We start from the raw sequence: 26,324 nt of genomic DNA, 5'->3' as shown, positions 1-26,324 counted from the left end.
GTTGAAGGAATGAAACGTTCCCAATATCTTGCGGCAACGCTGCGGTCAGGTCAGGGGGTGGGGGATGCGCGCTGTAACATCATCGACGGTTGAGGTTGACGACGACGTCACCGGGCAACTGTGGAATGTGAACGACGTCAAGTCGCTTGCGCAACTGATAGCGGTGATCGCACTGGGTCAAGCGCAGCACGCGGTTAGAATAATCGACGAGCTCGAGCCCGTCGCTCCTGCCCTGTCAGCTGCGGAGCTTTTTCGAGGAGCCCGGGGGCAAATGTTTATCAGGGGGACGACCGAGGCACAGAAAGAGACATCGCGCTACCATCGAGATGGCTTTCTATTTGAGTGCATTTCATGGATCGTCGCGCGCCAGTCGAGCTCACCGCGCACTTTCATGAAAGATCCGCATATCGCAGCGACGACGCAGGGTCTGGATGGCCTGGCGATTGAGATGGACTCCGAGAAGGACGAAATGATCGGGGCAACCATATTCGAGGACAAATGCACGGATAACCCCAGGAAGAAGTTCCATAGTGAGGTGATGGTGACATTCGGGGAACATCACACGAGCAAGCGGGTCCGGGACCTGGTAGCCAATGCGGTTTCTCTTATACGAGAGAGTGGGCTCAACGGGTCAGAGGCGACGAAGGCGGCAGCAAGGGTGCTTGACCGGTCGTTTCGAACCTATAGGGCATCGCTCACGGTAGGTTCGGACATCTCGACCCCACAGCGGCGGAAGAAGCTGTTTAAGGGGTATACTGACCTCGAAGAAATCAAGAAAGAGCAACGTATTGGAGCAACCTTGATCGTGGAAGAACTCCGCGAATGGTTTGAGAGCTTGGCCGATGAAGTTATCGTCGCCCTCAATGAATACGAGAATGCCGATGTTTGACGTGCGGACCGCGGAACTACTTCGCTCAGCCCCTAGCCTGCCGGAGCTTGAGGCCGACAAACTTCCGGAGATGCTGACTCGGCACTATGCTGAACTGGTATCGACTAGGCTCCGGGGCGGAGACGACGAGCCAGCCGGCGAAGGAAACTGGACGCTCGACCGAATCGCGGATGCGTACGAGATAGTAGCTTCAATCGAAAGCGATGTTGTTTTGCGGCGTGCTGCAGCTTTCGTTGCCGGAACAGCTCAGCAAATCCTCGCGCGGCGAGCGCCGCCTGTAGAGGAGATCGAGCGACAAATCCCTGTTAGTCGAGACGGCCTCGACCCTACCACTGCTGCTGCTGTTCTTTTCCTAGGGGCCGAACAATACGCGGACGCATTTGAGGCGGGCAGTTCCATTCCCCGCGCGCGGGGTCCTTACGAGAACAGAATACTCGCAGACCATCTACGCGATCTAGCACAAGGAAGGCTGGTAGCGATCCTAGCGCGAGCCGAGCGCTGGCGCCGCGATGAACCAATCCTAGGCACCATCCAGACGCGTGCGTTTCGCTACCTCCTATCGGCTTTGATCGAGGGTGTGGAACGTTTGGCTGCAAACATGATGTCCGTCGATGTCCCTGCGGCAACACCTTCTCGTTTTGATTCCGCCAGACACGCGTTTGCGACTGTCATCGAGCTTGCGTCGTACACTGACGATGGTAGCGCCGAGATGTTTGGAGGGCCTCTGCAAACAAATTATGCAGGGCCAGCGCATTTGGCTTCGCTGCTCCTTTCGGCGTCTGAAGGAATCGAAGAGGCAGCCCTCTCTAGGCTGCCGCCCCCAGATGGAGCGAAAGCCGAGTTCTGGGGAGATTGGTTGCGGTTCCGTGCGGAAGAAGCACCATACGTATGGCGAAATCACAGAGAGGCTATAGGTAAAGGGTTTCATCAGGCCGGTAATTCTGCGGTCCTGGTGTTGCCGACTGGCGCTGGAAAGACGACAGTTAGCGTTCTGAAAATTGCGGCATGCCTCTCGAGCGGCAAGAAAGTGGTATTTCTTGCGCCAACGCATGCGCTCGTAGAGCAACTTACCGAAGATCTGCAAAAGCTTTTCCCGAAAGACAAGTTCGGGTTGGAAGTTTCAAGCGACTTCGATTCACTGCTGCTTGAAGAGGCGCAGTTGCAGGACATCGAGGTCATGACACCCGAGCGATGCCTTGCGATGCTGTCCTATTCGCCCGCCTCGTTCAAAAAGGTCGGGTTGCTGGTTTTTGACGAGTGTCACCTACTGAGCCCGGAGTCGGGCAAGATCGGCCGAGCGCTCGATGGAATGCTGTGCCTTCTGGCGTTCCACGCGGCTGCACCTAAGGCGGACATGCTCTTTCTTTCGGCGATGCTTGAGAACGGCCCGAAGTTCGCAGAGTGGATTGAGGATCTAACCGAACGGACTTGCGTCCCCGTCGATCTTCTCTGGAAGCCGAGCCGGCAGGCACGTGGTGTCATCGCTTTTGAAAAGAATGAAATCGACCAGGCCACCCAACGTGCGGAGCGCAAGCAAGCCGAGCTGGATGAACAGAAAGGGAAGGTTTCGGCCACGCTTCGTGCAGCCTCGAAACGCGAGTTGGTGGCCCAGCCTTATGTGGTTTGGGGTCTCCAACATAACTGGCACAAGTCAGCAAAGTCGCACGCTTTAACCACCATTTCGGACGGTGTCTTCCAACTGGCCGGAGGGTTTGAAGAGGGGAGAATTTGGGCAACCCCAAACGCGAATGAGGTTGCCGCCTCGATCGCGATCAAGGCATACAGCACTGGCCTCAAGACAATTATCTTCGTGAATACCAAGGCTGATGCTGTCGGAACTGCTGGGAGCGTCGCTGAACGGCTAGGGGAAACCGTAGTCCTGAACGAAGCCGAAAGATCACTTTGGGACGCTCTTGTGCTGGAGCTTGGGGACGCTAAACATGCGATCTTCCCAAACGGAAACTTCGGAGCGGTTCCTCATAATTCAGCAATGCTTCGCATCGAGCGCAGTCTCTCAGAGAGGCTCTTCCGGCGCCCTGACGGCGCGCACGTCATCGTCGCAACTCCTACTCTTGCTCAAGGTCTGAATCTACCTGCTCATCTCGCAATTTTGGCCGGAGACAAACGGTCTGGTAAAAAGAAGGGTTCAAGAGAGCCGCTTGAAGCCCACGAGCTGTTAAATGCCGCCGCGCGAGCCGGTAGGGCAGGGCATTTGGCCAATGGTGTAGTCATCCTAATCCCTGAGCCCGTTATAAAATTCAAACCCGGAGCAGCATTGAACGCCAAACTCAAGGACAAGCTAAAGTCGGTTCTCCCGGAAGATGATCGTTGTGTCACAATCACCGACCCGCTGGAAGTTGTGCTCGACAAAGTGATGGCCGGGGCCCTCGATGACCGCCAGGTAAACTACACCATTAACCGGCTTGTTTCGCTCAACATCACGGATACAGGCACGGGATCAGCGCACAATCTAATGTCCCGATCTTTTGGCGCTTTCCTCGCCCGGAAGCGTGACGAAGAGAAGGACTACGCCACGAAGGTGGAGCAGCTCTGGACCGTTGTGAAAGAAGCGGTTGACGCTGATCCCGAAGCTGTTGTGATCCTACTTGCAACACAAAGTGGGCTTCCTGTTGACCTGTTGGAAACATTGCGGGCGCGGATCGCAAAGTCCATGGGGGAGTTGCCGACCACCATCAGGGCATGGGTAGAGTGGGCATTTCTGTGGTTAAAGAGCGATGCTCGTGCGCGGGAGTATTTGCTGCGTGACGTCGAACGAGCCGCTCTGGCAGCAGCTGGCAAAGCGTCAGACCACCCGATTGATACAAGTGTTCTGGACCGCCTTTGCTCGGGAACTCTAGCTTGGATCGAGGGTAAGCCGCTCAACAAAATTGAACTTGCCTTAGGCGGGGATCCGAATGGGGAGCAGAAGAACTCGCGGATTTGTATGCGTGCGAGGGAACTGACCTCTTCGTTCATCCCAAGAGGCCTCTCTTTTGCGATGGGCGTCGTTGGTAGGATGGCTGAGGAGATGGGTGCCCCCGACGCCCAGGCAACGCTCGATGTCGAACTTCTGCAAAGTCTTTCTGGCACAATTCGTCGAGGATTTGACACCGCCGAGAAGCTACAGTTTGCAAACGCACATCGGGAGATATTAGGACGAGTCCAGCTTCACCAATTCTATGATGAGACCTACTCGTTCCCTGAGATTGACTTAGATGATGAGCTCTGACTGCCCTGTCTGAAGTGCTTACAACATGCGGGCGGCGCGCCCTGTTCGTCGGCTCGCACTGTTGTAATAGCTGGATGCCTGCTGAACCGAGCGATGACGCGACTGTTCCATAGCTTCGGGAAGGGGTAAGCCGCGATTGGCGGCCTCGGTCAGATACCCTGAACGCAACCCGTGGGCGGAAAACTCCCCTGGCTCCAACCCCGCCATCGCCGCCCGCTGTTTTAGGATCGCATTGATCGACTGCGGATCGAGCGCACGCCTCGACACCGTGCCCCAGCGCCCTATCCCCCGGAACACGCTGCCCTTGTCGATCTTTGCCTCAACCATCCAGGCGCTCAGTGCTTCGACCGGCCGGCCGGTCAGATAGACGACATCATCCTCTTCGCCGCTCGTCGTCTTCGTCCGCCCAAGATGGATGGCGAGAGAGGGGAGGGGAGGGCCGTCGGCCACCTCGATCGGCGCCTCCTCCGTCAGCTGCTCGACGCGCAATCCGGCGATCTCGCTGCGCCGGCGCCCACCGGAGGCAAAGGCCACCATCAGGATCGCCCGGTCACGCAGGTCGCGGAGACTGTCGGTCGAGCACGTCGCCAGCAATTTGGCCAGCACATCGCCGGTGACTGCCTTGGCGCTCTTCCGCTGACGCTTCCGCGGCGTGGCGCGCACGGCGAGTCGAATGGCGGACTTGAGGGGAGGGGAGGCGAAGGCGCCATCGAGGCCGCGCCACTTGGTCAGCGTCGACCAGTTGGCCAGGCGGCGACGCACGGTGGCTGGCGCGTGCGGTCCGGCCGATTTCAGAAACCCCTGGGCACGGAGATTGTCGGCGATGTCGTCCGGCATGCCATGATCGGGATCGACGGCCCGCTTTGCCGGATCCCAAAGATGCTGCGCGACGAATTTCAACAGCAGCGCCTCGGGCGCCGGCCAGGGCAGCGATCGTTTTGTCGCGGCCAGCGCCCAGGCTTCGAGATAGGCGAGATCGGAGGTCAGCGCGCGCAACGTGTTGGCGCCCATTCCCTCGTTGACCAGGTGGCGCAACGTTTCGACGTCCTGGTCCGTCAGCAGCTCGGCGAGCTCGTCCCTCCGCTCGATTGGCAGCACCGAGGCGATCGTGTCCAGCTCGACGGCGCGGCGTTCGATGCCAGACAGGCTGGCAGCTTTTCTGGCGGAAACCATCAGGCGGTCTCGGCCTGTGGCCGCCAGCGCGCGATAATCTGCTCGACCTCGCTGCGATAGTCATCGGGATAGTGAAGGTCCTCTTCGCGTGCCAGCCAGGTGAAGATGGTCGCCATATCCTCGGCGACCTCGCGATCGACATTGGCGAGATCGGTCAGATCGAAGCCGCCATGCTCGTCTGCGTTCCACCAGGCGAGAACAAAATTGGCGACGCGTCGGCCCTGGCCGGTGTCGCCGTTTGCAATGTTCAGCAGCTTTTCAAGGGCGAAACGGACGCGATCTTCCATGGGAAAAGGCCTTTGCGGAGCGGGATTTGGCCCAGATTCGGTGGATTCGCGGCCTCTGTCAATCTACCATCGATAAACGATTGTTATCGATGGTAGATAATCCCACCAGCAAGCATATCCAGTGAGGAACTCTAACTTATCGATAGAGTTCCTTTAGCAAATCATTTACCATGATTACAATGTCTTACGATCTAGAAAAATTGCCCATCCAGAGCCTGCTCAAGCCCATATCCGAAGCAGGTGTGGCTTTTAGCTCCCGATTTCAATTTAAGAGCTAAGCGAGAAATCCGACGCCGAAATCTCCTCTTACGATTTCACTGCGGAGTAGGGGAGGGGCCAACTAAAGCCCTGATGCCTTAGTCAGATTCACGCGGAAGCGATCCCGCCGGCGCTGATATCTGCGTGTCATCTCTGCCGATGCATGACCGAGCTGTTTTTGGGGTATTGTCACGTTGTTTGACTGAAGCGTGATTAAACACTTTCCATCGGGTCAGGCGGCCGTGCCGGTTATAGCCTTCCACTGGGCCATTGCCCGCATCCGGTGAATTTGGGTGCTGAGGGCAGACCGCTTCTGTGATTGCGGGACGAAGAGATTTCTGAGCGCTGAAAACACTGATATGAATCGCTGCAAGCCGGCCGCGGATCGGAAACCCTGCATCACCCGCTCTCGTTTTCGCAGCGGCAGATGTGAATTTTCCGCCCGATTGTTCAGTCCCTTGTGCGATCGGTGCTCGATGCTCGGCATCACCTCCCGCTTCGCCGCTCCATACGAGCGCAGTTTGTCGGTGACGATTCGCTTCGGCGTGAGGCCTTGCTTCTTCAGCAGCCTGACCAGCAATCGCTTGGCCGCCTTCGTGTCACGACGAGCCTGAACGATTTCATCGAGAACGTACCCGTCTTGGTCGACTGCTCGCCAAAGCCAATGCTTCTGGCCACCGATGGAGATGACCACCTCGTCCAGATGCCAGACATCCTTTCGTGACGGCTTCTTTCTGCGCAGTCGTTTGGCATAGGCCGGCCCGAACTTGCGGCCCCATCGCCGGATCGTTTCATAGGACACGATGATGCCACGCTCCAGCAGCATTTCCTCGACCAGTCTCAGGCTCAACGGAAACCGGAAATACAGCCACACCGCGTGGGCGATGATCTGCGGCGGGAAACGGTGGTTCTTGTAGCTGACGATCAATGAACTCATCACAGACCGATAGCCATCAACCATTAAGCCGCCAATAACGTGACATCACCCGCGACAGACATCCATGGTCATCCGAGAGCGCGAGCAACCAGATATCGAGCTTCTTTGACAGCTGAATGAATGTGTCTCAATTTTTGTGTCGAAAATATTGAGACAATGGCAATGAGGCGATTTTCCCCTGCTATGCGGCTGAAATTCGGCTCGCGCATAACGCAATAGAACCGCTGAACACACGCAGCTCGGTGGAACGACGACGGTTGCTACGCTCAATTCTGCGGAGAGAAGGCCGCGCGAAGACCTCTTTCGGACCCATGACTAAGTGTATTGGTTTTTTAACTAAATAAAGCCAATAATTGCAATAACACTTTTTGAGGGGTCCGGCATCGTGTCATTCGCGCATAACATCAGCATTCGCATGAAAATTTTGACGATGATCCTTCTGGTCAGCGCGCTGGCCGGCGTAAGCCTCGCTTATACGTCGTGGAAGTTCGCGGCGGCCGACGAGGAGTACAGGCAATTTATCGGCTCAGCCTCAAAGGCAAGCACGGATGTCGTCGCTGCAACGCGGCATCTTCAATCCGTGGCCTACCGCGCCTACCAGCTTACGGCCTACGCCCCCGACGAACCGGATTTCGCCGACGTGGCGGAAAGCTACGACAAGAACGCAACGCGCATGTTTGACCGGTTTGCCGACGCTGCGAAGGTCTATCCGGCCGGTAAAGCCGCAATTGACGGCTTTGTTGCTGACGCCATTCAGATCAAGGTTCTGCTCGACAAGGCCATGGTCGCGGCGAAAGGCAATCGCGACCTCAACGCCTTGGCTGTCTTGAATGCCGCTGATCCGAAAATCGATGAGCTATCCACTAAGTTGCGTCAGTGGAACGAGGAGATGGAAGCTCAGGTCTCGACTGGAGTGGCTGACCTTTCCGCACAAAACATCGGGTCGATCGTCGGAAGCGGTGCGGTGCTGGCCGGCGCGATCATCGCCGCGATCGTCGCCTCAATGGTGCTTGCCTCTGTTGCAATCCTGTCCCCGATTGATCGCCTGCGCCAGAAAATGATGCGGTTGGCCGAAGGTGATCTCGAGGTTTCGATCAACGAGACGGCGCGCCGCGACGAAATTGGCAGCATGGCAACCAGCGTCAAGGTTTTCCAGGAAAATGCCCGCCAGCGCGAAGCACTTGAGGCCACCGCGCGTCAAAAAGACGAACTGTTCGAAACGAACCGTCGCGTGCAGGACGCCGAAAAGGCCGCTCATGCCCGAGACGTCGAGGAAGCGGTATCGGCATTGGCTGATGCGCTCGCAAGACTTGCCGATGGTGACGTTTCCAAGCGGATCGAGACGCCATTCAGTGGAAGCCTCGACCGTGTCCGGTTGGATTTCAATTCGGCGGCTGACAAGCTTGAGGGGACGTTGAGAGCCGTCGGGATCAATGCCCGTTCCATTGAGGCGAGTGCCATGGAAATTCGCGGCGCCGCAGACGAATTGGCTCATCGCACCGAGCAACAGGCGGCGTCGGTCGAAGAAACGGCGGCTGCGCTTGAAGAGATTACAACAGCGACACGCGACGCGACGACGAGAGCCGAAGAAGCAGAGGCGCTGGTCCGGCAGGCGCGGGAATCGGCTCAGGCTTCGGGATCGATCGTCCAGCGAACGGTGGGCGCGATGAAGGCGATCGAAACCTCGTCAGTCGAGATTGGCAGCATTATCGGCGTCATTGACGAAATCGCCTTTCAGACCAATCTGCTGGCGCTCAATGCCGGCGTGGAGGCCGCAAGAGCGGGCGAGGCCGGAAAGGGATTTGCTGTCGTCGCCCAGGAGGTTCGTGAACTTGCCCAGCGCTCCGCGCAGGCTGCCCGCGAGATCAAGGCGCTCATCACCACCTCCGGCGAGCAGGTTCGCTCTGGCGTTTCGCTGGTCGGCGAAACTGGTGATACGCTTCAGGCGATCGTCGCACGCGTCGAGGATATCAGCGGTCGGGTCCGTGCGATCGCGACATCGGCGAGAGAGCAGCTTGTCGGCTTGCAGGAAATCAATGGCGCTGTCACGACCATCGACCAGACAACCCAGCGCAACGCCGCCATGGTGGAAGAGTCGACGGCGGCGAGCCACGCGTTGTCTGGCGACATCCAGACGCTGACCGGTCTTCTGGCGCAATTCCAGCTATCGGAAACGTCCGAGCGGCACGCTCTGCTCTATTCGGCCAGGGCGGCATAGCATCGACCAGGGAGCGATGTCGCCGTCGAAGGGCGGGCGAAGCGATCGACGTTTGACGTCCCTGCGGGGATTGGTGCGCGCAAGGATAGATGGACTTTCTTGCGCGCGCGAACTACCGAACCGCTATCAGGAAAATTCGCGGGAAAGCCAGAATGACCGTGCCATCGGAAAGCACGGGGTAATGCTCCCTCAGCAACTCCTCGTAGCGCTCCAGGTACGCGATCTGCTCATCTGCATTCAAGCGGCTGAGATAGGGTAACAGGCCCGTGCTCTTGAACCATTCGACGATACCGTTCAGTCCCCGCAAAGGGTGATGGTAGGTGGTGCGCCAGATGTCGACATGGCTCGACTGCGACTTGAGGATCGACCAGTATTGATTGGCGGGGAGGATCGTGGTGCGTTCGCCATGAGCCTTGGCGAGCTTCTCTGCCCATCGCGGGTCGGCGGCTGCCATTCTCATGCTTACATGCGACGGCTCGTCGAGGTTGTCGGGCATTTGAACCGCAAGGGTTCCACCGGGTTTCAGGTGGCGCGCGAGACGAACGAACAGTGCCTCGTGGTCGGGTAGCCACTGCAGGACCGCATTGGCAAAGATGACGTCCTGCGGTTTGGCAGGTGACCAGGTCGCTGCGTCCGCCTCATAAAAAATACAATCGGGAAGCCGCTTCTTTGCAGCTTCGATCATGTTTACAGACGTGTCCATCCCGGTGACAGGGCCGGATCCATAGCGGGCGACAAGAAGCTCCGTGGAGTTCCCGGGGCCGCAGCCAAGGTCGGTGACATTGGTTGGATGTTCATTGCCGACCCGGGCCAAGAGATCGATGGCGGGTCGCGTCCGGTGGTCTTCGAATTTGAGATATTGTGCTGGCGACCATGCATCCAACATGGAAACTCTCCCGAATGGTTTTTCCGTATTGCATTTGAATATCTCAAAATGCAATAAATTGAACGTGTTTTTTGAGGTGCATCATGGTTTTCAGCCTATCCAAACAAGAAGCGGCGGAGCTTGCTCGCGACGGTGAATTGAAGGTCGCGGTCGCCGTTGGACCTGCGACTTCAGCGGTCTGGTGCGTCAGGGATCCTGCAACGGGAAAGGCGCGCGGCGTCACGGTTTCGCTTGCTGAAGCGATCGCCAGGAACACCGGTCTTGCCTTAAGACTGGTCGAGTTCGAAAGCTCGGGCGATATTGTGCAAAACGCCAACGACGACCTTTGGACGCTCTCCTTTGTGCCAATCGACAGCGACCGGCGCGAGAAGCTTTCGGTCGGTCCGGACTACTATCTCGGCGTCAGCACATACCTGACGCGGTCAGACGCCTTTCAGACCGTCGCCGATGTCGATCACGACGGTGTCCGGGTCGCCGGCGTTGCCGGTACGGCAACCTTTCGAAGCGCCGAGCGGTCGCTCAAGCGCGCCAAACTGACAGCGATCGCGTCTTTGGACGAGGCCATGCGCTTGTTCACCGCCCGCGAAATCGACGCGCTTGCGCTCGGCAAGGAGTCGATCCTGAGTGTCGTGGCAAAGGTGGCCGGCACTCATGCGGTCGCGGGTCATTTTCACGAAGCGGGAACGGCGATCGTCGTGCCACGCGGTCGGCCGCATGCTTTAGCTGCCGCAACGCGGATGATCGAGGAACTCAAGCGGGACGGGACAGTTCGTGCGGCATTCGACGCAGTCGGTATGACACATGCGGACGTTGCGCCGCCGCGTGCTGTTTAACAACGGCGGAAACTCACGTATGACCGTTCAAAGGGACGTAAATCGAGAGCATAGCCTGGAATGCGTACAAGCCAGCTAACCACCAACATCGCCAAGGAAATCGGCGAATTGATCCGAACAGGCGAATTGCGCGCCGAGGAGCATCTCAGCACGCAGGGGCTGGCGGACAGGTTCGGCGTCTCGCGCTCGCCGGTGCGAGAGGCAATGCAGATTTTGAACGACCAAGGCCTTCTGGAGCAGAAGCCCAATCGCGGGTTTTTCGTCAAGCCGGGTCTTACAGTCGAAACCGACAAGGCCCCGGACGATCCGCTTCCCGAGCCAATGAGCGATTACCACCGTCTCTCGGAAGATTGGCTGACCGACAGGATCCCGGCGGATGTTACCGAGCAGCTGCTGCGGGAGCGGTACGGCCTCACGAAAACGCAGCTTTCGGACATCCTGATGCGGGCGTCGCGTGAAGGGTGGGCGGAGCCGAAGCAGGGATATGGCTGGCGTTTCCTGCCCGTTGCAAAGACACCTGAATCTTTCGAGCAGATCTACCGTTTTCGAATGCTCATCGAGCCGGCCGCCATGCTCGAGCCGACATTCATGCTCGATCGCAAGATCATCGATGAACAAAGGCGCATACAGGAGCGGATGCTCGCAACGGATATCAGCAGTCTGCCGGCAGAACGGCTGCTGCACAATGGCTCGTTATTTCACGAGGAACTGATCAAGCTCTCGGGCAATCCATTCTTTCACATTTCGCTCGTTCGGGTGAACCGGATGCGGCGCCTCCTCGAATACCGCTCGAACGTCGACCGCGATCGCCTGATGGTCCAATGTCAGGACCACCTCGCAATCCTGAGCCTGCTTGAGAAGGGGGAAATTGTGGAGGCCTCATATGCAATGAGACGGCATCTCGGCGGGGCGCTCTCGAGGAAATCGCCCTTGCTTTGGTCAAAGGAAGCCGGGGCGACGCGTCCGGTAAAGGAAGACCAAGAGCACTGACGCCACCTAATCGGCCACGGTTTTCATCACGCTGACGGAAGAGAGGTGGTTCGTCATGAACTCGGACGCCTCGACCATCCGCCCCTGCAGTAGCAAATCGACAAGGCGTACGTGTTCGCGACACCGGACGATCGCATATTTGCGATTGAGCGATTGACGATATTCGATCAGCCGGCGCAGCCTATCGATCCGCTTCAACGATTCGATGAAGAACAGGTTGTGACTGCATTCAATGATCGCTTCGTGCAGTCGGCTGTTAATGTCGAACAGATCCGGGTTGGAGACGTCCCAGATCTCGCCGTCAATCAGGCGCTGCTGATGCTGGCGACAATCTTCAAGCGATGAGCGGTTGAGGACGAATGTCGGTTCGAGAATTGCCGCCGGCTCGATCGTCAGGCGGAAGCGATAGCTGTCCTTGTAGGCCTGCATCGAGGTGAGCATTGGCAGGAATTCCCAGCCGTGACCCGGAAGGCGATCGATCCAGCCTTCTCCCGCGATCCGCCTGAGAACCCGTCCGAGATGGGCTTTGGTCAACCCGTATCGCCGTGCAAGCTCGCTCTCCGTGACCTTGTCCGGAAGATCGCCGGAAAGCCGGTCGCCGGCGATCTTCATATAGGCCTCGTCGTCGTCGTCTGACTGCGGATCCGTCAGGCTCGCGGGAACAGTCCGACCATCCCAGTCGACATAAAAGCCCCCGGTTTCGGCCGTTTTCAGCAGACCCTGTTCCTCAAGCATTTTCAGTGCACTACGCACTGGCGACCGGGACACCTTCAAATGCTCGGCGAGCTTGCGCTCCACCAGACGCATGCCGTTTGGCTCGTCTTGCGCGCGCACATATTCGACGATCTTGGACGCAAGATGATTGATCAAAGGCGTTGAATTCACGAGTTCTCGGTCGCTCCGGTTTTTCCTTGCCGTTCAGACACATAAGCAGATTTCGAGCCGGAATAAAACCACCATCGCGTCAAATCATGGTTTTTTGAGATTGCAAAATACCAAAACCAGCGTATGGTCTGCCCAGCTTTGGAGGAGCCGGGATTGGATTTTTCGCACCATAAAGCCTTTCGTGGGCCATCCGTATCGATGCCATCGGCATGCGACAGCCATGTGCATGTGTTCGACCCCGAGCGGTTCGTTTATGCGTCCGGCCGCGCTTACACCCCGGCGCGGGCGACCTGCCAGGACCTGGCCGCCTTCATGCATTCGATTGACACGGAGAGGGTGGTTCTCGTCCAGCCGAGCGTTTACGGAACCGACAATTCCTGCCTTGTGGATGCCCTGGCGCATTTCGGCGATGCAGCCAGAGGCGTGGCGGTCGTCGATCCGGACAACGAAACCGACGAGACCATTGCCGTCCTTGGCAGGGCCGGCGTGAAGGCGCTCAGGGTCAATTTCGAGGCGGCACCTGGAACGATACGCAAATCGCCCGCCGATATGCTGCGCAGCACCGCGGGCAGGGCGGTCGCCCATTCGATGAAGGTGCAGCTGTTCCTGAACCTTTCGGACTGCGCACGCCTTCGGCCGCTGATCGAGGAGATCGCCGTCGATGTCGTCCTCGATCACTTCGCTGCCCTGAACACCAGAGCAGGTGTCGGTGGAGATGATTTTCAGGCCCTTCTTCAGATGATCCGCGACGGCAATGTCTGGGTTAAGTTGTCGGCGCCCTATCGCGTCGCCGCCGAGACGTCGGGGGACGATCTTCGCCCGTTCGTCGAGGCTCTCGTTGAGGCCAATCCCGACCGTCTCGTCTGGGCGTCGGACTGGCCGCATACCGGCGGTGGCCGCGAGCGCGCCACGCGCGACGTCAATGCGATCGAACCTTTCCGCGAGATCGACGACGGCGCCGACCTCGATCGGCTGTTTGGTTGGCTTGGCGACGCTGAGCTTTACCGCAAGATCCTCGTCGAGAACGCCAAGACCCTGTTCGAATTCTAAAACATCTCAGGTCGCATCGTCGACCGAGGGGAGGACACCATGACCTATCATGCAGCCCAAGGGGCAATAGTAAAAGAGCCGGCCGAGCGTTCCGGGCGCCGCGAACGCTGGTGGCGCCTTATGGACATCGATGTCGGCATCATACCCTTGCCCGTCTACGCACTTCTGGTTTGCCTGCTGGCGATCTTCGTGTGGCAAGGTCTGATCAATGGCGAGATCGCCATGGTGATCGGCATCATGGCGAGTTTTGCCTTCACGCTTGGCGCGATCGGCAACAACGCACCTGTCATCCGCAACATCGGCGGGGGCGCTGTGCTCGTCACCTTCGTTCCGTCTTATCTCGCCTACAAGGGGTGGATCCCACCCCAAGCCGTCTCGGTCGTTAGCGACTTCTTCAAATCCACCAACGTGCTCAGTCTCTTTATCGCCGCCGTCATCGTCGGCTCCATCCTCAGCATGGACCGCGATACGCTGATCAAGGGATTTGCCAAGATCTTCGTTCCCCTGGCTGCGGGGTCGCTCGTTGCCGCTCTGGTCGGCGTCACCGTCGGCACCTCCTTGGGGCTCGGCGCGCAGCACACCCTGTTCAACATCGTCGTTCCGATCATGGCCGGCGGCGTGGGAGAAGGCGCAATTCCCCTGTCGCTCGGTTACGCCGGGATCACCGGACAGGACCACGGCGCCATCCTTGCCCAGCTCCTGCCGGCGATTCTCGTCGGTAATCTGACCGCAATCATTTTAGCGGGTGCCCTCAATTCACTCGGCAAGCGCTATCCGGCCCTGACCGGCAACGGTGTCCTCCAGCCCAACAACAATGACGAAGGCATTGTGCTTCTCGACAGCGGCAAAACGGACGGCAATGTGCAGAACATCGCAGCCGCCGCGATGACTGCGGTAACGCTCTACCTGACGGGCGTTCTGGCCTTCAAACTGCTCGGCTTCCCGGCTCCGGTCGTCATGCTGTTCCTCGCGGTGATGCTGAAACTTGCCCACGGTGTCTCGCCGCGCCTGCAAACCGGATCCTACACCGTCTACAAATTCTGCCTGACCGCGGTTGCCTATCCGATGCTGTTTGCCTTCGGCGTCGTGCTGACACCATGGGACAAGCTGGTTGCCGGTTTTGCGCCCGCAAATCTCATCACGATCGTGGCGACCGTCACGGCGATGGTCGTCACTGGCTTCATCACCGCGCGCTTTGTCAATCTGCATCCTGTCGAGAGTGCCATCGTCACCGGATGCCACAGCGGCATGGGCGGAGCCGGCGATATCGCGATCCTTTCCGCAAGCAATCGTATGCGATTGATGCCTTTTGCGCAGATCGCGACCCGCATCGGCGGCGGCATCACCGTGACGCTGGCACTTCTGGCTATGGCCACCCTGCACTAACCCTCAACTGACAATGGAAGCCCCCACCATGAAAATTCTCGTACTCCCAGGCGACGGTATCGGTCCGGAGATTACTGAAGCGACCCTGCAGGTGTTGCGCGTCGCAGATCGCACACTCTCGCTCAACCTCGAATTCGAAAGCCACGATATCGGACTGGCCTCGCTTGCCACTGACGGCACGACCCTTCCTGAAAAGGTCATGAAAGCGATCCCCGCCTCCGACGGCGTTATTCTCGGACCGGTATCGCATTATGACTATCCGACCCGTGACAAGGGCGGCATCAATCCCTCCGGCGAGCTTCGCGTCGTCTTCGAACTCTACGCGAATGTGCGTCCTTGCCGCTCGCGGCCGGAACTGACCGTGCTTCGCAAGCCGATGGACCTCATCCTCGTTCGCGAGAACACGGAAGGGTTCTACTCCGACCGCAACATGTTTGCCGGCTCGGGCGAGTTCATGCCCGATCCGGATCTGGCGCTTTCCATTCGCAAGATCACCGCAAAGGGATCGGCGCGTGTCGCGCGCGCGGCATTCGAAATCGCAAAGGGCCGTCGCAAGAAGGTGACCGCGGTTCACAAGGCCAATGTGGTTAAGCTTTCGGACGGCCTGTTCCTTCGCGAAGTCCGCAAGGTGGCGCAGGACTACCCGGAGGTCGAACTCGAGGAGCTGATCGTAGATGCCGCAGCCGCGTTGCTGATCCGTCGGCCTGACAGCTTCGACGTCATGGTCACCACGAACATGTTTGGCGACATCCTCTCCGACGAGGCATCGGAACTGTGCGGCAGCCTTGGGCTCGGCGGTTCGATCAATGCGGGCGATGAGATCTGCGTCGCACAGGCCCAACATGGTTCGGCGCCTGACATCGCTGGCCAGAATGTCGCCAATCCGACCTCGCTTATTCTGTCTGCCGCGATGCTTCTCGACTGGAGGGGCCGGCGCGATGGCAATTCTCGCCTGACCCAGGCGGCCGCAGCCATTGAACAAGCCGTCGAGACAGCGCTCGACAATCCGTCCGTTCGCACCCGCGACATCGGTGGGACCGCGACGACCGACGTCTTTACGAAAGCGGTTTGCGATGCGCTCGAGCGCGTTCGCTCCACCACCCATGCAGCGTGATCCGAGAAAAGTGAGAAAATGATGATCTCGTCCGTCAACCCGACAAACGGCAAACAGCTTGCGACCTTTGAACTCCACACGGAAGCCGAGGTCGACCAGGCCCTGACTGCGGCCGTGAAAGCCCAGGCGCAATGGAAGACGGTTCCCGTCAGCGAACGGGTCACCCTCCTGAAGTCGATGGCCCGCGTCCTGCGCGAGGAAAAGAACAGGCTCGCCGAAATGACGACCCGGGAGATGGGCAAGCCCATCGCCGAGTCAGAGGCAGAAATCGAAAAATGTGCCTATAACTGCGATTTCTACGCCGAGCACGCCGCCGGCTATCTTGCCGATGAAGAGGTTCCCTCGAACGCGAGCGAGAGTGTCGTCGCCTTCGATCCTCTTGGTGTGGTGCTCGCCATCATGCCGTGGAATTATCCGTTCTGGCAATTCTTCCGGTTTGCAGCTCCGGCACTTGCTGCGGGCAACGGCGCGATCCTCAAGCACGCCAACAATGTTCCCGAATGCGCGCTTGCAATCCAGGACGTCATGGAAAAGGCCGGCTGCCCGTCCGGTCTGTTCTCGACCATCCTGATCGACGCCTCCAAGGTCGCCGGACTGATTGCCGACGATCGGATTGCGGCCGTCACCCTGACCGGATCGACCGAGGTCGGCGCCATCGTTGCAAGCCAGGCCGGCCAGGCGCTGAAAAAGCAGGTGCTTGAACTCGGCGGCTCGGATCCGTTCATCGTTCTTGCCGATGCCGACCTCGAACAGGCCGCAACCGTTGCGGTCAAGGCGCGCTACATCAATGTCGGCCAGTCCTGCGTCAACGCCAAGCGCTTCATTGTCGAGGAGAGCGTGGCCGATCGCTTCGTCGAATTGTTCTGTGAGGCCGCCAAGGCATTGAAGATTGGCGATCCGATGGAACGGGACACGAATATCGGCCCGATGGCGCGCGAGAACTTGCGCGCCACGCTTCATCGCCAGGTGGAAGCGACGGTCAAGGCCGGTGGCGTGCTGAAACTCGGCGGCAAGCCAGTGGAAGGCGATGGCTTTTTCTACCCGCCGACCGTCATCGACAATGTTCGCCCCGACATGACCGCGTTCCGGGAAGAAACATTCGGTCCCGTGGCGGCCATCATCCGCGTGAAAGACGCGGCCGAGGCGATCGCAATGGCGAACGATACCGAATTTGGTCTCGGAGCGGCACTGTGGACGCGTGACATCGCGCGCGCCAAGACACTTTCCCGTCAGATCGATGCTGGTGCCGTGTTCATCAACGGCATGGTTGCATCCGATCCCCGCTACCCATTCGGCGGGATCAAGCGATCGGGCTATGGCCGTGAACTCGGCGTCTACGGCATCCGCGAATTCGTCAACATCAAGACAGTCTGGATCGGACCCGCAAAGGCAGTGAAGTGAGAGCGATATGAAACAGGCAGCCATTCTTCGACCAAAGGAACTCAAAACCAATGACCGCGGCGGCGGCGCCCGAACGACGCCGCTCGTCACACGCGGTTGTGGTTCGACCAGCATGATCAACGGCATCACGGCATTTGATCCGGGAGCGGCGATCGGTCTCCACAAGCACAATTGCGAAGAAAGCGTCATGGTGCTCGATGGCACCGCGATTGCCGAGATCGACGGTGTGCAGCACAGGCTGGAAGCAAACGATACGACCTGGATTCCGGCCGACGTACCGCACAGGTTCATCAATGCGTCGGACAGCGAGCCAATGCGCATCTTCTGGACCTACGCATCGGTCGATGCCACCCGCACGATGATCGCCAGCGGCGAAACACGCACGATCGATGCGGAACATGGAAAGAAGACGCCATGATCATCGAGCGCGCAAGACTTTCCATCAAGCCCGAACTGGCCGACGCGTTCAACGATATCTTTGAAGACGTTGCTCCGCTGTTTCTGGCGGCAAAGGGCTGCAAAGGCGTGCGGTTCGAACGGTCGATCGAAGAGTCGGCCACCTATTATCTCGTGGTCGACTGGGAAACGCTTGAGGATCATATGGTGGTCTTCCGGGCTTCGGACGATTTCCAGAAATGGCGGGCGGCCGCAGGCAGCTTCTTTGCCGCGCCGCCGCTGGTCGAGCATGTGCGTGTTGCGAAAAGCGCGAGCGTGTAGGACGCCTGCGAACCGGCATCCCACGCTGGCAGGTCAATAGACAGGTACCCGACCGCCGCGACCGGCGGTCGGGGCGGGAATGCCGCGCCGATCTGTCGCGGAAGACGCACCAAAAAAACTTGAGCGCGGCCGCAGATTCAATATTGCATTTAGATCTATAAAAAGCCAATCTGTGTGGGTGATGACGACGACGGAGATCCGCCGTCTCTAGGGAGATCAATTCAATGAGAATCATGGTTACGCCGTGCGACGGCATCGGTCCGGAAATCACCGCTGCGACGATGGAAGTGCTCCAGGCGACGGACAAGGCGTTCGGCCTGGGCCTGACCTTTGACTACGAAGACACCGGTTTCACGAGCCTTGAAAAGTTCGGCACGACGCTGCGCGACGAGCTCATCGAGCGGGCTCGCGGCTATGACGGCATCATCCTCGGACCGCAGTCGCACATGGATTACCCGGCGCGCGACAAGGGCGGCGTCAATGTGTCGGCGGGCTTCCGCGTCAAGCTCGACCTCTACGCGAACGTTCGCCCGGCACGCTCGCGTTCGTTCCTGAACAATTCGAAGACGATGGACCTTGTGATCATGCGCGAGGCAACCGAAGGTTTTTATCCGGACCGCAACATGGTCGCGGGAACCGGCGAGTTCATGCCGACTGAAGATGTGGCGCTCTCTGTGCGCAAGATCACCGCAAAGGCCTGCGAACGCATCGCTCGCCAGGCATTCTTGCTCGCGATGAAGCGCGACAAGCGGGTGACTGCGGTTCACAAGGCCAACAATTTCATCCTGACCGACGGCCTGTTCATGAAGCAGGTGCGCAAGGTCGCTGAAGAGTTTCCCGAAGTGAAGCTCAACGATTTCATCATCGATGCCATGGCCGCGCATCTCGTTCGCGACCCCTCGCGCTTCGACGTGATCGTGACGACCAACTTCTATGCAGACATTCTGTCTGACCTCGCCAGCGAACTGTCCGGAAGTCTCGGCCTTGCCGGTTCCATCAACGCCAATGCCGAGCTTGGCCTCGTTTGCGCCCAGGCACAGCACGGCTCTGCGCCCGACATCCAGAACCAGAACATCGCAAACCCGACCTCGCTGATCCTGTCGGCGGCGATGATGCTGAGCTGGCTCGGCGAACAGCGTGGCCTACCGAACTTCGAAGCAGCCGGCGCCGAAATCGAGCGCGCTGTCGATGAGGTGCTGGCAAATCCGGCCAGCCGTACCCGCGATCTTGGCGGCGACGTCAACACCGATGCCTTCGGCTCGCTCGTGGCGCAGGCGATCGGCAAGGGCTCGGCCGAAAAGAAGGTCGCTAACGCCTGATCTGGTTTTCTGGCTGAGTTAAGCCAATCAAAGGTTCGGGGGCGTGTTGTGCGCCCTCGGAATTATCGCCCGGAGGAGACTGGGCATTTTGGGAGAAGAGACATGAATTCATTTATTTCCCCGAAAGGGTTTGCGACGGCGGCCGTCCTGTCGCTGATGACATCCGCAGCTTTTGCGCAGGAAGTCCCGGCAGGTTACCCCGCCGACTACGCGGCGGTCATCGAGGCTGCCAAGGCCGAAGGCACGGTCTCGGTTTACACCTCGACCGATGCCGCCCAGTCACAGAAGCTTCAGGATGCCTTCACGGCCAAGTATGGCATCAAGATCGCCTATAACGACCTCGGCACCAACGGCGCCTACAACCAGGTGATCTCCGAAGCCGCAGCCGGCCAGGTCACCGCCGACGTCGTCTGGAGCTCGGCCATGGATCTGCAGATGACCTTGGTGCAGGACGGTTATGCGGAAGAGTACAAGTCGCCCGAAGCGTCCAAGCTTCCGATATGGGCAAATTACAAGGATACGCTTTTTGCCACGACCGTCGAGCCGATCGGCGTCATCTACAACACCAAGGCCTTGACCGAGGACAAGCTCCCGAAGACCTATGCCGACATGATCACCTTCCTGAAGGACAACAAGACGACGCTTCAGGGCAAGGTGGCGACCTTCGATCCGGAAAAGAGTGGCTCCGGCTTCCTCCACCACTCCAACGATGCTCGCAATCGCAAGGATTTTTGGGACCTCGCCAAGGCCATGGGTGACGATGGCGCCAAGATCTATTCGAGCTCGGGCGGCATGAAGGAAACCGTCGTCTCCGGCGAAAATGTCATCGCCATCAACATTATCGGCTCCTACGCTCTCGATTGGGTCAAGGAAAGCCCGAACCTCGGCGTTCACTTCGCGACCGATTATACCCCGGCTTTCTCGCGCCTTGCGCTGAAGACCAAGGATGCACCGCATCCGAATGCCGCCAAGCTGTTGATCGATTTCATGCTCTCGTCGGAAGGGCAGGCACTGCTCGCTGGCAGCGGCCTGCCGTCTGTGCGCGAGGACGTCACCGCCGGCCTCAACATCAAGACGCTGAACGAACGTGTCGGTGGTGGACTGAAGCCGATCGCCGTCGATGAAGGTGTCCTGGAATACATGGACCAGATGAAGCGCGTGCAGTTCCTCAACGATTGGAAAGCCGCCCTCGGCCGCTGAGGTCTAACGCCTGCGGCGCGTATAATCGCGCCGCAGCTCCTCTTCTCTAGTGTGAGGCAGATATGTCTACCCATGTGCAGGCACCGGCAGCACTTCCCCTGTCAAAGGAAGCAGCCGAAAAGAAGTATCCGGCAAGAATGCCGAGACATGGCAACGCCAACCTCTACCGCAATATCGTCATCGGATTGCTGGCGATCGCGGTTCTGGCTCCCGTCGGTCTCATCATCTATCAGAGCTTTCTGTCGGCTCCGTTCTTCAGCAAGAGAGCGCAGTTCGGCTTCGACGCCTACCGCTATGTCTTTACCGACAAGGCGTTCTACAAGGCGCTCGGCACCACGGCGATTTTCTCGTTCGGCATGGTGGCGATTGCCGTGCCGCTCGGCGGCCTTCTGGCGTTCCTGATCACCAGAACTGACATCAAGGGCAAGCGTCTCCTCGAGATCCTCGTCCTCGTGCCGATGTTCATTTCGTCGATCGTGCTGGCCTTCGGCTACACCGTTTCCGTCGGTCCGACCGGCTTCGTGTCGCTGTTCATCCGCGATATCGTCGGCATCGTACCGTGGAACATCTATTCGCTGCCCGGCATGATCCTGATTGCCGGCCTCAGCCATGTGCCGCATGTCTATCTCTATGTGTCGTCTGCCATGCGCAATCTGCCGTCCGACCTCGAGGAAGCAGCTCGCACGACCGGCGCGTCGATCTGGCAGGTGTCGCGCGACGTCACCTTGCCGATGGTTCTGCCCGCCTTGATCTTCGCGGCTTCGCTCAACATCCTGCTTGGATTTGAGACCTTCGGTATTCCGCTCGTCCTCGGCGACCCGAACGGCATCATGGTTTTGACCACCTATATCTACAAGCTGACGACACTCTTCGGCACGCCCACCTATCAGCTCATGGCCGTCGTTGCCGTCGTCTTGATCCTCATCACGCTCCCGCTCGTGGCCGCGCAGCGCAGGCTCCTTCGCAACGCCAAGAAATATGCTGCAATGGGTGGCAAGGGCGCCCGCGTTTCAACGCTGAAGCTCGGCACCAGCGGCCAGGTTATTGCGCTATCGATCATCGGCTTCTGGCTCTTCGTGTCGGTCGTCCTTCCGATCGGCGGGATCACCGTGCGCGCATTTGTCGACGCCTGGGGTGAGGGGGTAAATCTCTGGGATCAGCTCACTTTCGCCAATTTCGACCGGATGCTCGATGTCCCGAGCCTGTCGCGAGGCATCGTCAACACCGTTATTCTCTCCGTCTTCGGTGGCGCGGCGGCTGTCGCGATCTATCTCGCGGTCGGCCTTGCCGGCCATCGGAACTGGGGCCTGTCGAACACGGTGCTGGACTATATCGTCCTCCTGCCCCGCGCCCTGCCGGGACTGGTCATCGGCCTTGCCTTCTTCTGGGTCTTCCTGTTCGTTCCGCTTCTGACGCCGCTTCGGCCGACACTCGTCAGCCTGTTCGTCGCCTATGTTGTCGTCGGCCTCTCCTACGGGCTCCGGCTCCTGCAGGGCACGCTGATCCAGGTTGCTCCCGAGCTTGAAGAGTCCGCTCGCACGACAGGTGCGACGATCGGCCGGACGTGGAAGGATGTCGTCATCCCGATCGTGCGTCCGGGCCTTGCCGGCGCCTGGGCCCTGATCATGATCATCTTCCTTCGCGAATACGCGACGGGCGTCTATCTCATGGGTGCAGGGACCGAGGTCATCGGCTCTCTCATGGTCTCGCTTCTGCAGACCGGTGCAATGAACACCATTGCCGCACTTTCTCTCATCAGCATTGTCCTGACAGGTGCGGGCCTGGCGCTTGCCCTTCGACTTGGAGCTAAAATCCATGACTGAACTTGTTGTCAATAATGTCCAGAAATGGCTCGGTGGCCTGCAGATCCTCAAGGGCGCCTCGTTTACCGCGCACAAGGGAAGCATCGTCGCCCTGCTTGGCGCGTCCGGTAGCGGCAAGACAACCTTGCTGCGTTGCATCGCGGGTCTCGAACAGCCCGAAATCGGCACGATCGTCATCGGCGGCAAGACCGTACTCGATGGCGAAAAGAAGCTCGCGCTGCCGCCCGAACAGCGCAATATCGGCCTGGTGTTTCAGAGCTACGCGCTCTGGCCGCACCGGACCGTCAAGGAAAACGTCGGCTACGGGCTGAAGCTGCGTGGTGTCGACGCAGCCGATATCGGCAAGCGGGTCCAGGCAATCCTCGACCGGATGGGCCTTGGTCATCTTGCCGACCGCTTTCCCTCCCAGCTTTCCGGCGGCCAGCAGCAGCGCGTCGCCATCTGCCGTGCGCTGGTCTACGAGCCCCGCGTTCTCCTCCTCGATGAACCCTTGTCGAACCTTGACGCGAAGCTTCGCGAAGAGGCTCGCTACTGGATCCGCAAGCTGATCCTGGATCTGGAAATCTGCGCCATTCTCGTCACGCATGACCAGAGTGAGGCGCTGGCGGCGGCCGACAATATTCTCCTGCTGCAGGACGGTCGCATCGTCCAGCAAGGCGGACCGCAGGAGATCTACTCCAACCCGAACAGCTTCTATTCGGCCGACTTCCTTGGCGCCAACAACATCGTCAAGGCCAAGGTCCAGACCATCGACGGCAAGGTTGCTGTGATCGGCGGGCAGGGCTGGTCGTTGAACGGAACTGTCCGGGAAGGGGCGGGCCTCGGCCAGGCACAGGATGCGCGCGCCGTCATCCGCGTCGAGCAGATCAAGGTGACCGACACACCGTCAGCCGACGGTATCGAGATGGATCTCGACGACAGCATCTATCTCGGCGATCGCTGGGAATATCGCCTTCGTCGCGGTGACTTCGTCGCCAAGGCGCACGGCACCAAGCAGATGGCCTCCGGGAAAGTCTGGGCGCAGATCCCGCCTGAAAGCGTGTGGGTGTTCTCCGGCGCGCAAAAGTAACGGCGAAAGGCGGCCGCCTGTCCTCCCGGGCGGCCGCCAACATTTGACATACGACAGGACCTGCCATGGCTACCGCCCCGCGCATCGCGCTTATCCACGCGACCTCCATCGCCATCGACCCCATCAAGGCGTCCTTCGAAAAGGGCTGGCCTGAAGCACAGACGATCAACATCCTCGAAGACAGTCTCTCGCCCGATCGCGCCGACGTGCCGTCGATCACCGATGAACTTGCACAGAGGATCCTGTTGCTCGCCGAATACGCAATCAAGTCACGCAGCGATGCGATCCTCTTTACCTGCTCGTCGTTCGGATCGGCAATCGAGGCGGCTGCGGCCCAATTGCCGGTGCCAGTTCTGAAACCGAACGAGGCAATGTTCGAGGCCGCGATCGGCCAGGGCGGCCGCACCGCAATGCTCTACACCTTCCCGCCGGCCAAGGGCAGCATGGAGGTCGAGTTTCATGAGGAGGCGGCACGAAAGAACCCGTCGGCCACGATCGAGAGTTTTCTGGTCGATGGTGCCATCGACGCGGTCCGCAACGGCGACATCGAAACCCACAATCGCCTGGTCTCGGAGGCAGCAAGCGCTCTGACCGGCTACGACGCGATCATGCTGGCGCATTTTTCCACCGCACGCGCAATCGAGCGGGTTCGCACGGTGACCGCGACACCGGTGTTCAGCAGTCCCGACGCCGCGGTTGCCAAACTGCGCAACCTGCTCGCCTGACAATTCGAAGACTGGGAGGACCGAGCATGCTTCTGGGCGTGATCGCAGACGATTTTACCGGGGCGAGCGACATCGCCAATACGATCGCCAAGGGTATTGCGCCGGAAGGCGGGCTGAGAACGGCGCAGTTTCTGGGTGTTCCAGGCGATCCGGCGCCAGCCGGCATCGAAGCCGGCGTGATTTCCCTGAAGACCCGCTCGATCGCGCCGGCTGAAGCGGTACGACAATCGCTCCTGGCGCTCGAATGGCTTCTTAAGCAGGGCTGCCAGCAGATCGTCTTCAAATACTGCTCGACGTTCGATTCGACCCGCGAGGGCAATATCGGTCCCGTCGCAGAAGCGCTTGCAGAGCGGCTCGGCGTCAAGGGTGTTGTCGTATGCCCGGCGTTTCCCGGTGCGGGCCGGACAATCTATATGGGGCATCTTTTCGTACAGGATCAGCTCTTAAGCGAATCCGGCATGCAAAATCATCCGCTGACGCCGATGAGCGATCCCGATATCCGGCGTTGGCTCGGATATCAGACGAACGGCGCCGTCGGCGCTATCAAGCACAGCGTCGTCGGACAAGGTGAGCGTGCAATCCGCGCGGCACTCGATGCTGCCACCGACGGTCTGGTCGTCGTCGACGCAATCTCAGATGAAGACCTGATCGCGATCGGAACCGCGGCGGCCGGTGATCGGCTGCTGACCGGAGGCTCGGGCATCGCGATCGGTCTGCCACGCAATTTCATCCGGCGCGGCCTCGCGTCCGGCGCCGCTGCCCAGGCTGTCGGTCTGGCCGGCCCAGAGGCGATCCTTGCCGGCAGTTGCTCGGGCGCAACCAGAGGCCAGATCGATAGTCACAAGGCGGAACATCCAACCCTTGAGATCGATGTCGACCGGGTGATGGCAGGCGAAACGACGGCAGAAACGATCGTCGCTTTCATGCTGCGCAACAGGGGCAGGGCGCCCTTGGCCTATTCCTCCTCCACCCCCGACGGCGTCCGGCAGTCACAGGCCCAGTATGGTCGCGAGGCGGTCGCCGACAAGCTCGATCGACTGTTTGCAGACACGGCAAAGCGTCTTGTCGCGGAAGGCGTCACGCGCCTTGTCGTTGCCGGCGGCGAGACGTCGGGCGCCGTGGTCTCGGCGCTTGATCTCGGGGCCCTCTCGATCGGGCAGGAAATCGATCCGGGTGTTCCGGTCCTCGTCTCCCAAGGCGATCGGCCGGTGGCTCTTGCCCTGAAATCCGGTAATTTCGGCGCGCCCGATTTCTTCACCAAGGCTTTGCAGAGGATGACAGCGCATGGACAATGAGAACAAGGTCCGCGACGATATCGTGCGGCTGTCGCGGTCGCTGTTCGAGCGCGGATTTTCCGTTGGCTCGGCCGGCAATATCAGTGCGGCCGTCGAAGATGGCATCCTGATGACGCCGACAAACTCATGCCTGGGGTTTCTCGACCCGGCGCGCATCAGCAAGATCAGCACGGACGGACGCCATCTTTCGGGCGATAAGCCATCCAAAGAGATCTTCCTCCACAAGGCCTTTTATGACACACGCAAGCAAGCCGGAGCCGTTGTCCATCTCCACTCGACCTTCGCAACCGCGCTCTCTTGCATGACGGATGTCGACCCTGACGACTGCGTACCGCCGCTGACACCCTACGTCGTCATGCGGGTCGGGCAAGTCAAACTCGTGCCCTATGTCGCGCCTGGCGATCCGCGCGCGGGCGATCTCATCCGGGCGCTTGAAGGCCGCTATGCCGCCGTACTTCTGGCCAATCACGGGCCAGTCGTGACAGGCAAGGACATCCATTCCGCGGTTTATGCCTCCGAGGAACTGGAAGAGACGGCGAAGTTGCTGGTCACTTTGCGTGGCGCGCCAACCCGCATGCTCTCGCAAGACAACGTCAACGAGCTTCGCGCGTTGTTCGGTGGCGGCTAAGGCCTTGCTCGG

The 26,324-nt window shown here is 59.5% G+C and carries 23 protein-coding genes; 18 read left to right on the top strand and 5 right to left on the bottom strand.

The features are described 5' to 3' along the window. The first annotated feature begins 64 nt into the window (after nt 1-64). Nucleotides 65-889, top strand: coding sequence for a hypothetical protein (locus tag U8330_RS20500; RefSeq protein ID WP_323107429.1), 825 nt, complete (start codon nt 65-67; stop codon nt 887-889). Further along, nucleotides 876-4,118, top strand: a complete 3,243-nt coding sequence (locus U8330_RS20495) for a DEAD/DEAH box helicase (protein WP_323107428.1) — start codon at nt 876-878, stop codon at nt 4,116-4,118. Before U8330_RS20500 ends, U8330_RS20495 begins: the two co-directional genes overlap by 14 nt. Before the next feature lie 18 nt (nt 4,119-4,136). Here the strand turns inward: U8330_RS20495 and U8330_RS20490 are convergent, their stop codons facing one another. The 3 genes from U8330_RS20490 to U8330_RS20480 form a co-directional block, all read right to left on the bottom strand. Continuing rightward, on the bottom strand, nt 4,137-5,291 hold the full coding sequence (locus U8330_RS20490) for a site-specific integrase (protein ID WP_323107427.1): 1,155 nt from the start codon (nt 5,289-5,291) through the stop codon (nt 4,137-4,139). Further along, the gene (locus U8330_RS20485) at nt 5,291-5,578 is read right to left on the bottom strand and encodes a hypothetical protein (RefSeq protein WP_323107426.1); all 288 of its coding nucleotides are present in this window, start codon (nt 5,576-5,578) and stop codon (nt 5,291-5,293) included. Before U8330_RS20485 ends, U8330_RS20490 begins: the two co-directional genes overlap by 1 nt. Before the next feature lie 490 nt (nt 5,579-6,068). Continuing rightward, nucleotides 6,069-6,773: an IS6 family transposase gene (locus U8330_RS20480; protein WP_416236945.1), complete on the bottom strand. Its 705-nt coding sequence runs from the start codon at nt 6,771-6,773 to the stop codon at nt 6,069-6,071. Nucleotides 6,774-7,158: 385 nt separating this feature from the next. Here U8330_RS20480 and U8330_RS20475 point away from each other — a divergent pair, with 385 nt between their 5' ends. Next, nucleotides 7,159-8,991, top strand: coding sequence for a HAMP domain-containing methyl-accepting chemotaxis protein (locus tag U8330_RS20475; RefSeq protein WP_323107425.1), 1,833 nt, complete (start codon nt 7,159-7,161; stop codon nt 8,989-8,991). Between the two features lie 112 nt (nt 8,992-9,103). Here the strand turns inward: U8330_RS20475 and tam are convergent, their stop codons facing one another. Then, nucleotides 9,104-9,874, bottom strand: a complete 771-nt coding sequence (tam, locus tag U8330_RS20470; RefSeq protein WP_416236947.1) for a trans-aconitate 2-methyltransferase — start codon at nt 9,872-9,874, stop codon at nt 9,104-9,106. Between the two features lie 86 nt (nt 9,875-9,960). Here tam and U8330_RS20465 point away from each other — a divergent pair, with 86 nt between their 5' ends. Together U8330_RS20465 and U8330_RS20460 are read left to right on the top strand one after the other, a co-directional pair. Next, nucleotides 9,961-10,710, top strand: coding sequence for a transporter substrate-binding domain-containing protein (locus U8330_RS20465; RefSeq protein ID WP_323107423.1), 750 nt, complete (start codon nt 9,961-9,963; stop codon nt 10,708-10,710). A gap of 60 nt (nt 10,711-10,770) precedes the next feature. Continuing rightward, on the top strand, nt 10,771-11,700 hold the full coding sequence (locus tag U8330_RS20460; protein WP_323107422.1) for a GntR family transcriptional regulator: 930 nt from the start codon (nt 10,771-10,773) through the stop codon (nt 11,698-11,700). 6 nt (nt 11,701-11,706) lie between these two features. On the opposite strand, the gene U8330_RS20455 is transcribed toward U8330_RS20460, so the two are convergent. Beyond that, nucleotides 11,707-12,570 carry a GntR family transcriptional regulator gene (locus U8330_RS20455; RefSeq protein WP_323107421.1) on the bottom strand — a complete coding sequence of 288 codons (864 nt, stop codon included), beginning with the start codon at nt 12,568-12,570 and terminating at the stop codon, nt 11,707-11,709. A 138-nt stretch (nt 12,571-12,708) separates the two neighbouring features. On the opposite strand from U8330_RS20455, the gene U8330_RS20450 reads away from it, so the two are divergent. From U8330_RS20450 to otnC, 13 genes are all read left to right on the top strand, one after another. Further along, nucleotides 12,709-13,635, top strand: coding sequence for an amidohydrolase family protein (locus U8330_RS20450; RefSeq protein WP_323107420.1), 927 nt, complete (start codon nt 12,709-12,711; stop codon nt 13,633-13,635). Between the two features lie 39 nt (nt 13,636-13,674). Further along, nucleotides 13,675-15,021: a 2-hydroxycarboxylate transporter family protein gene (locus tag U8330_RS20445; RefSeq protein WP_323107419.1), complete on the top strand. Its 1,347-nt coding sequence runs from the start codon at nt 13,675-13,677 to the stop codon at nt 15,019-15,021. A gap of 28 nt (nt 15,022-15,049) precedes the next feature. Next, a complete protein-coding gene (locus U8330_RS20440) occupies nt 15,050-16,135 on the top strand; it encodes an isocitrate/isopropylmalate dehydrogenase family protein (RefSeq protein ID WP_323107418.1) in 1,086 nt (361 codons plus the stop codon). 21 nt (nt 16,136-16,156) lie between these two features. Beyond that, nucleotides 16,157-17,536: an NAD-dependent succinate-semialdehyde dehydrogenase gene (locus tag U8330_RS20435; RefSeq protein WP_323107475.1), complete on the top strand. Its 1,380-nt coding sequence runs from the start codon at nt 16,157-16,159 to the stop codon at nt 17,534-17,536. Nucleotides 17,537-17,543: 7 nt separating this feature from the next. After that, nucleotides 17,544-17,954, top strand: coding sequence for a cupin domain-containing protein (locus U8330_RS20430; protein ID WP_323107417.1), 411 nt, complete (start codon nt 17,544-17,546; stop codon nt 17,952-17,954). After that, entirely contained in the window at nt 17,951-18,253 is a 303-nt protein-coding gene (locus tag U8330_RS20425) for an antibiotic biosynthesis monooxygenase family protein (protein ID WP_323107416.1), read from the top strand. Before U8330_RS20430 ends, U8330_RS20425 begins: the two co-directional genes overlap by 4 nt. A 224-nt stretch (nt 18,254-18,477) precedes the next feature. Then, complete coding sequence (locus U8330_RS20420) at nt 18,478-19,572, top strand: isocitrate/isopropylmalate dehydrogenase family protein (protein WP_323107415.1); 1,095 nt, start codon at nt 18,478-18,480, stop codon at nt 19,570-19,572. Between the two features lie 102 nt (nt 19,573-19,674). Next, the gene (locus U8330_RS20415) at nt 19,675-20,772 is read left to right on the top strand and encodes an ABC transporter substrate-binding protein (protein WP_323107414.1); all 1,098 of its coding nucleotides are present in this window, start codon (nt 19,675-19,677) and stop codon (nt 20,770-20,772) included. 137 nt (nt 20,773-20,909) lie between these two features. Further along, nucleotides 20,910-22,595 carry an iron ABC transporter permease gene (locus tag U8330_RS20410; RefSeq protein WP_323107413.1) on the top strand — a complete coding sequence of 562 codons (1,686 nt, stop codon included), beginning with the start codon at nt 20,910-20,912 and terminating at the stop codon, nt 22,593-22,595. Beyond that, the gene (locus tag U8330_RS20405; protein ID WP_323107412.1) at nt 22,588-23,664 is read left to right on the top strand and encodes an ABC transporter ATP-binding protein; all 1,077 of its coding nucleotides are present in this window, start codon (nt 22,588-22,590) and stop codon (nt 23,662-23,664) included. The genes U8330_RS20410 and U8330_RS20405 overlap by 8 nt, the downstream gene beginning before the upstream one ends. A gap of 65 nt (nt 23,665-23,729) precedes the next feature. Next, on the top strand, nt 23,730-24,389 hold the full coding sequence (locus U8330_RS20400; RefSeq protein ID WP_323107411.1) for an aspartate/glutamate racemase family protein: 660 nt from the start codon (nt 23,730-23,732) through the stop codon (nt 24,387-24,389). Between the two features lie 26 nt (nt 24,390-24,415). Further along, the gene (gene otnK, locus U8330_RS20395; RefSeq protein WP_323107410.1) at nt 24,416-25,684 is read left to right on the top strand and encodes a 3-oxo-tetronate kinase; all 1,269 of its coding nucleotides are present in this window, start codon (nt 24,416-24,418) and stop codon (nt 25,682-25,684) included. Beyond that, nucleotides 25,674-26,312 (top strand): 3-oxo-tetronate 4-phosphate decarboxylase, encoded by a 639-nt coding sequence (otnC, locus tag U8330_RS20390; RefSeq protein ID WP_323107409.1) that lies wholly within the window; start codon nt 25,674-25,676, stop codon nt 26,310-26,312. Before otnK ends, otnC begins: the two co-directional genes overlap by 11 nt. The last annotated feature ends 12 nt before the right edge of the window (nt 26,313-26,324 follow it).

Source organism: Rhizobium sp. CC-YZS058 (genome assembly GCF_034720595.1).
Lineage (GTDB): Bacteria > Pseudomonadota > Alphaproteobacteria > Rhizobiales > Rhizobiaceae > Ferranicluibacter.
The sequence above is the reverse complement of the archived record's forward strand: the minus strand, read 5'-3'. Positions and strand labels throughout refer to the sequence as shown.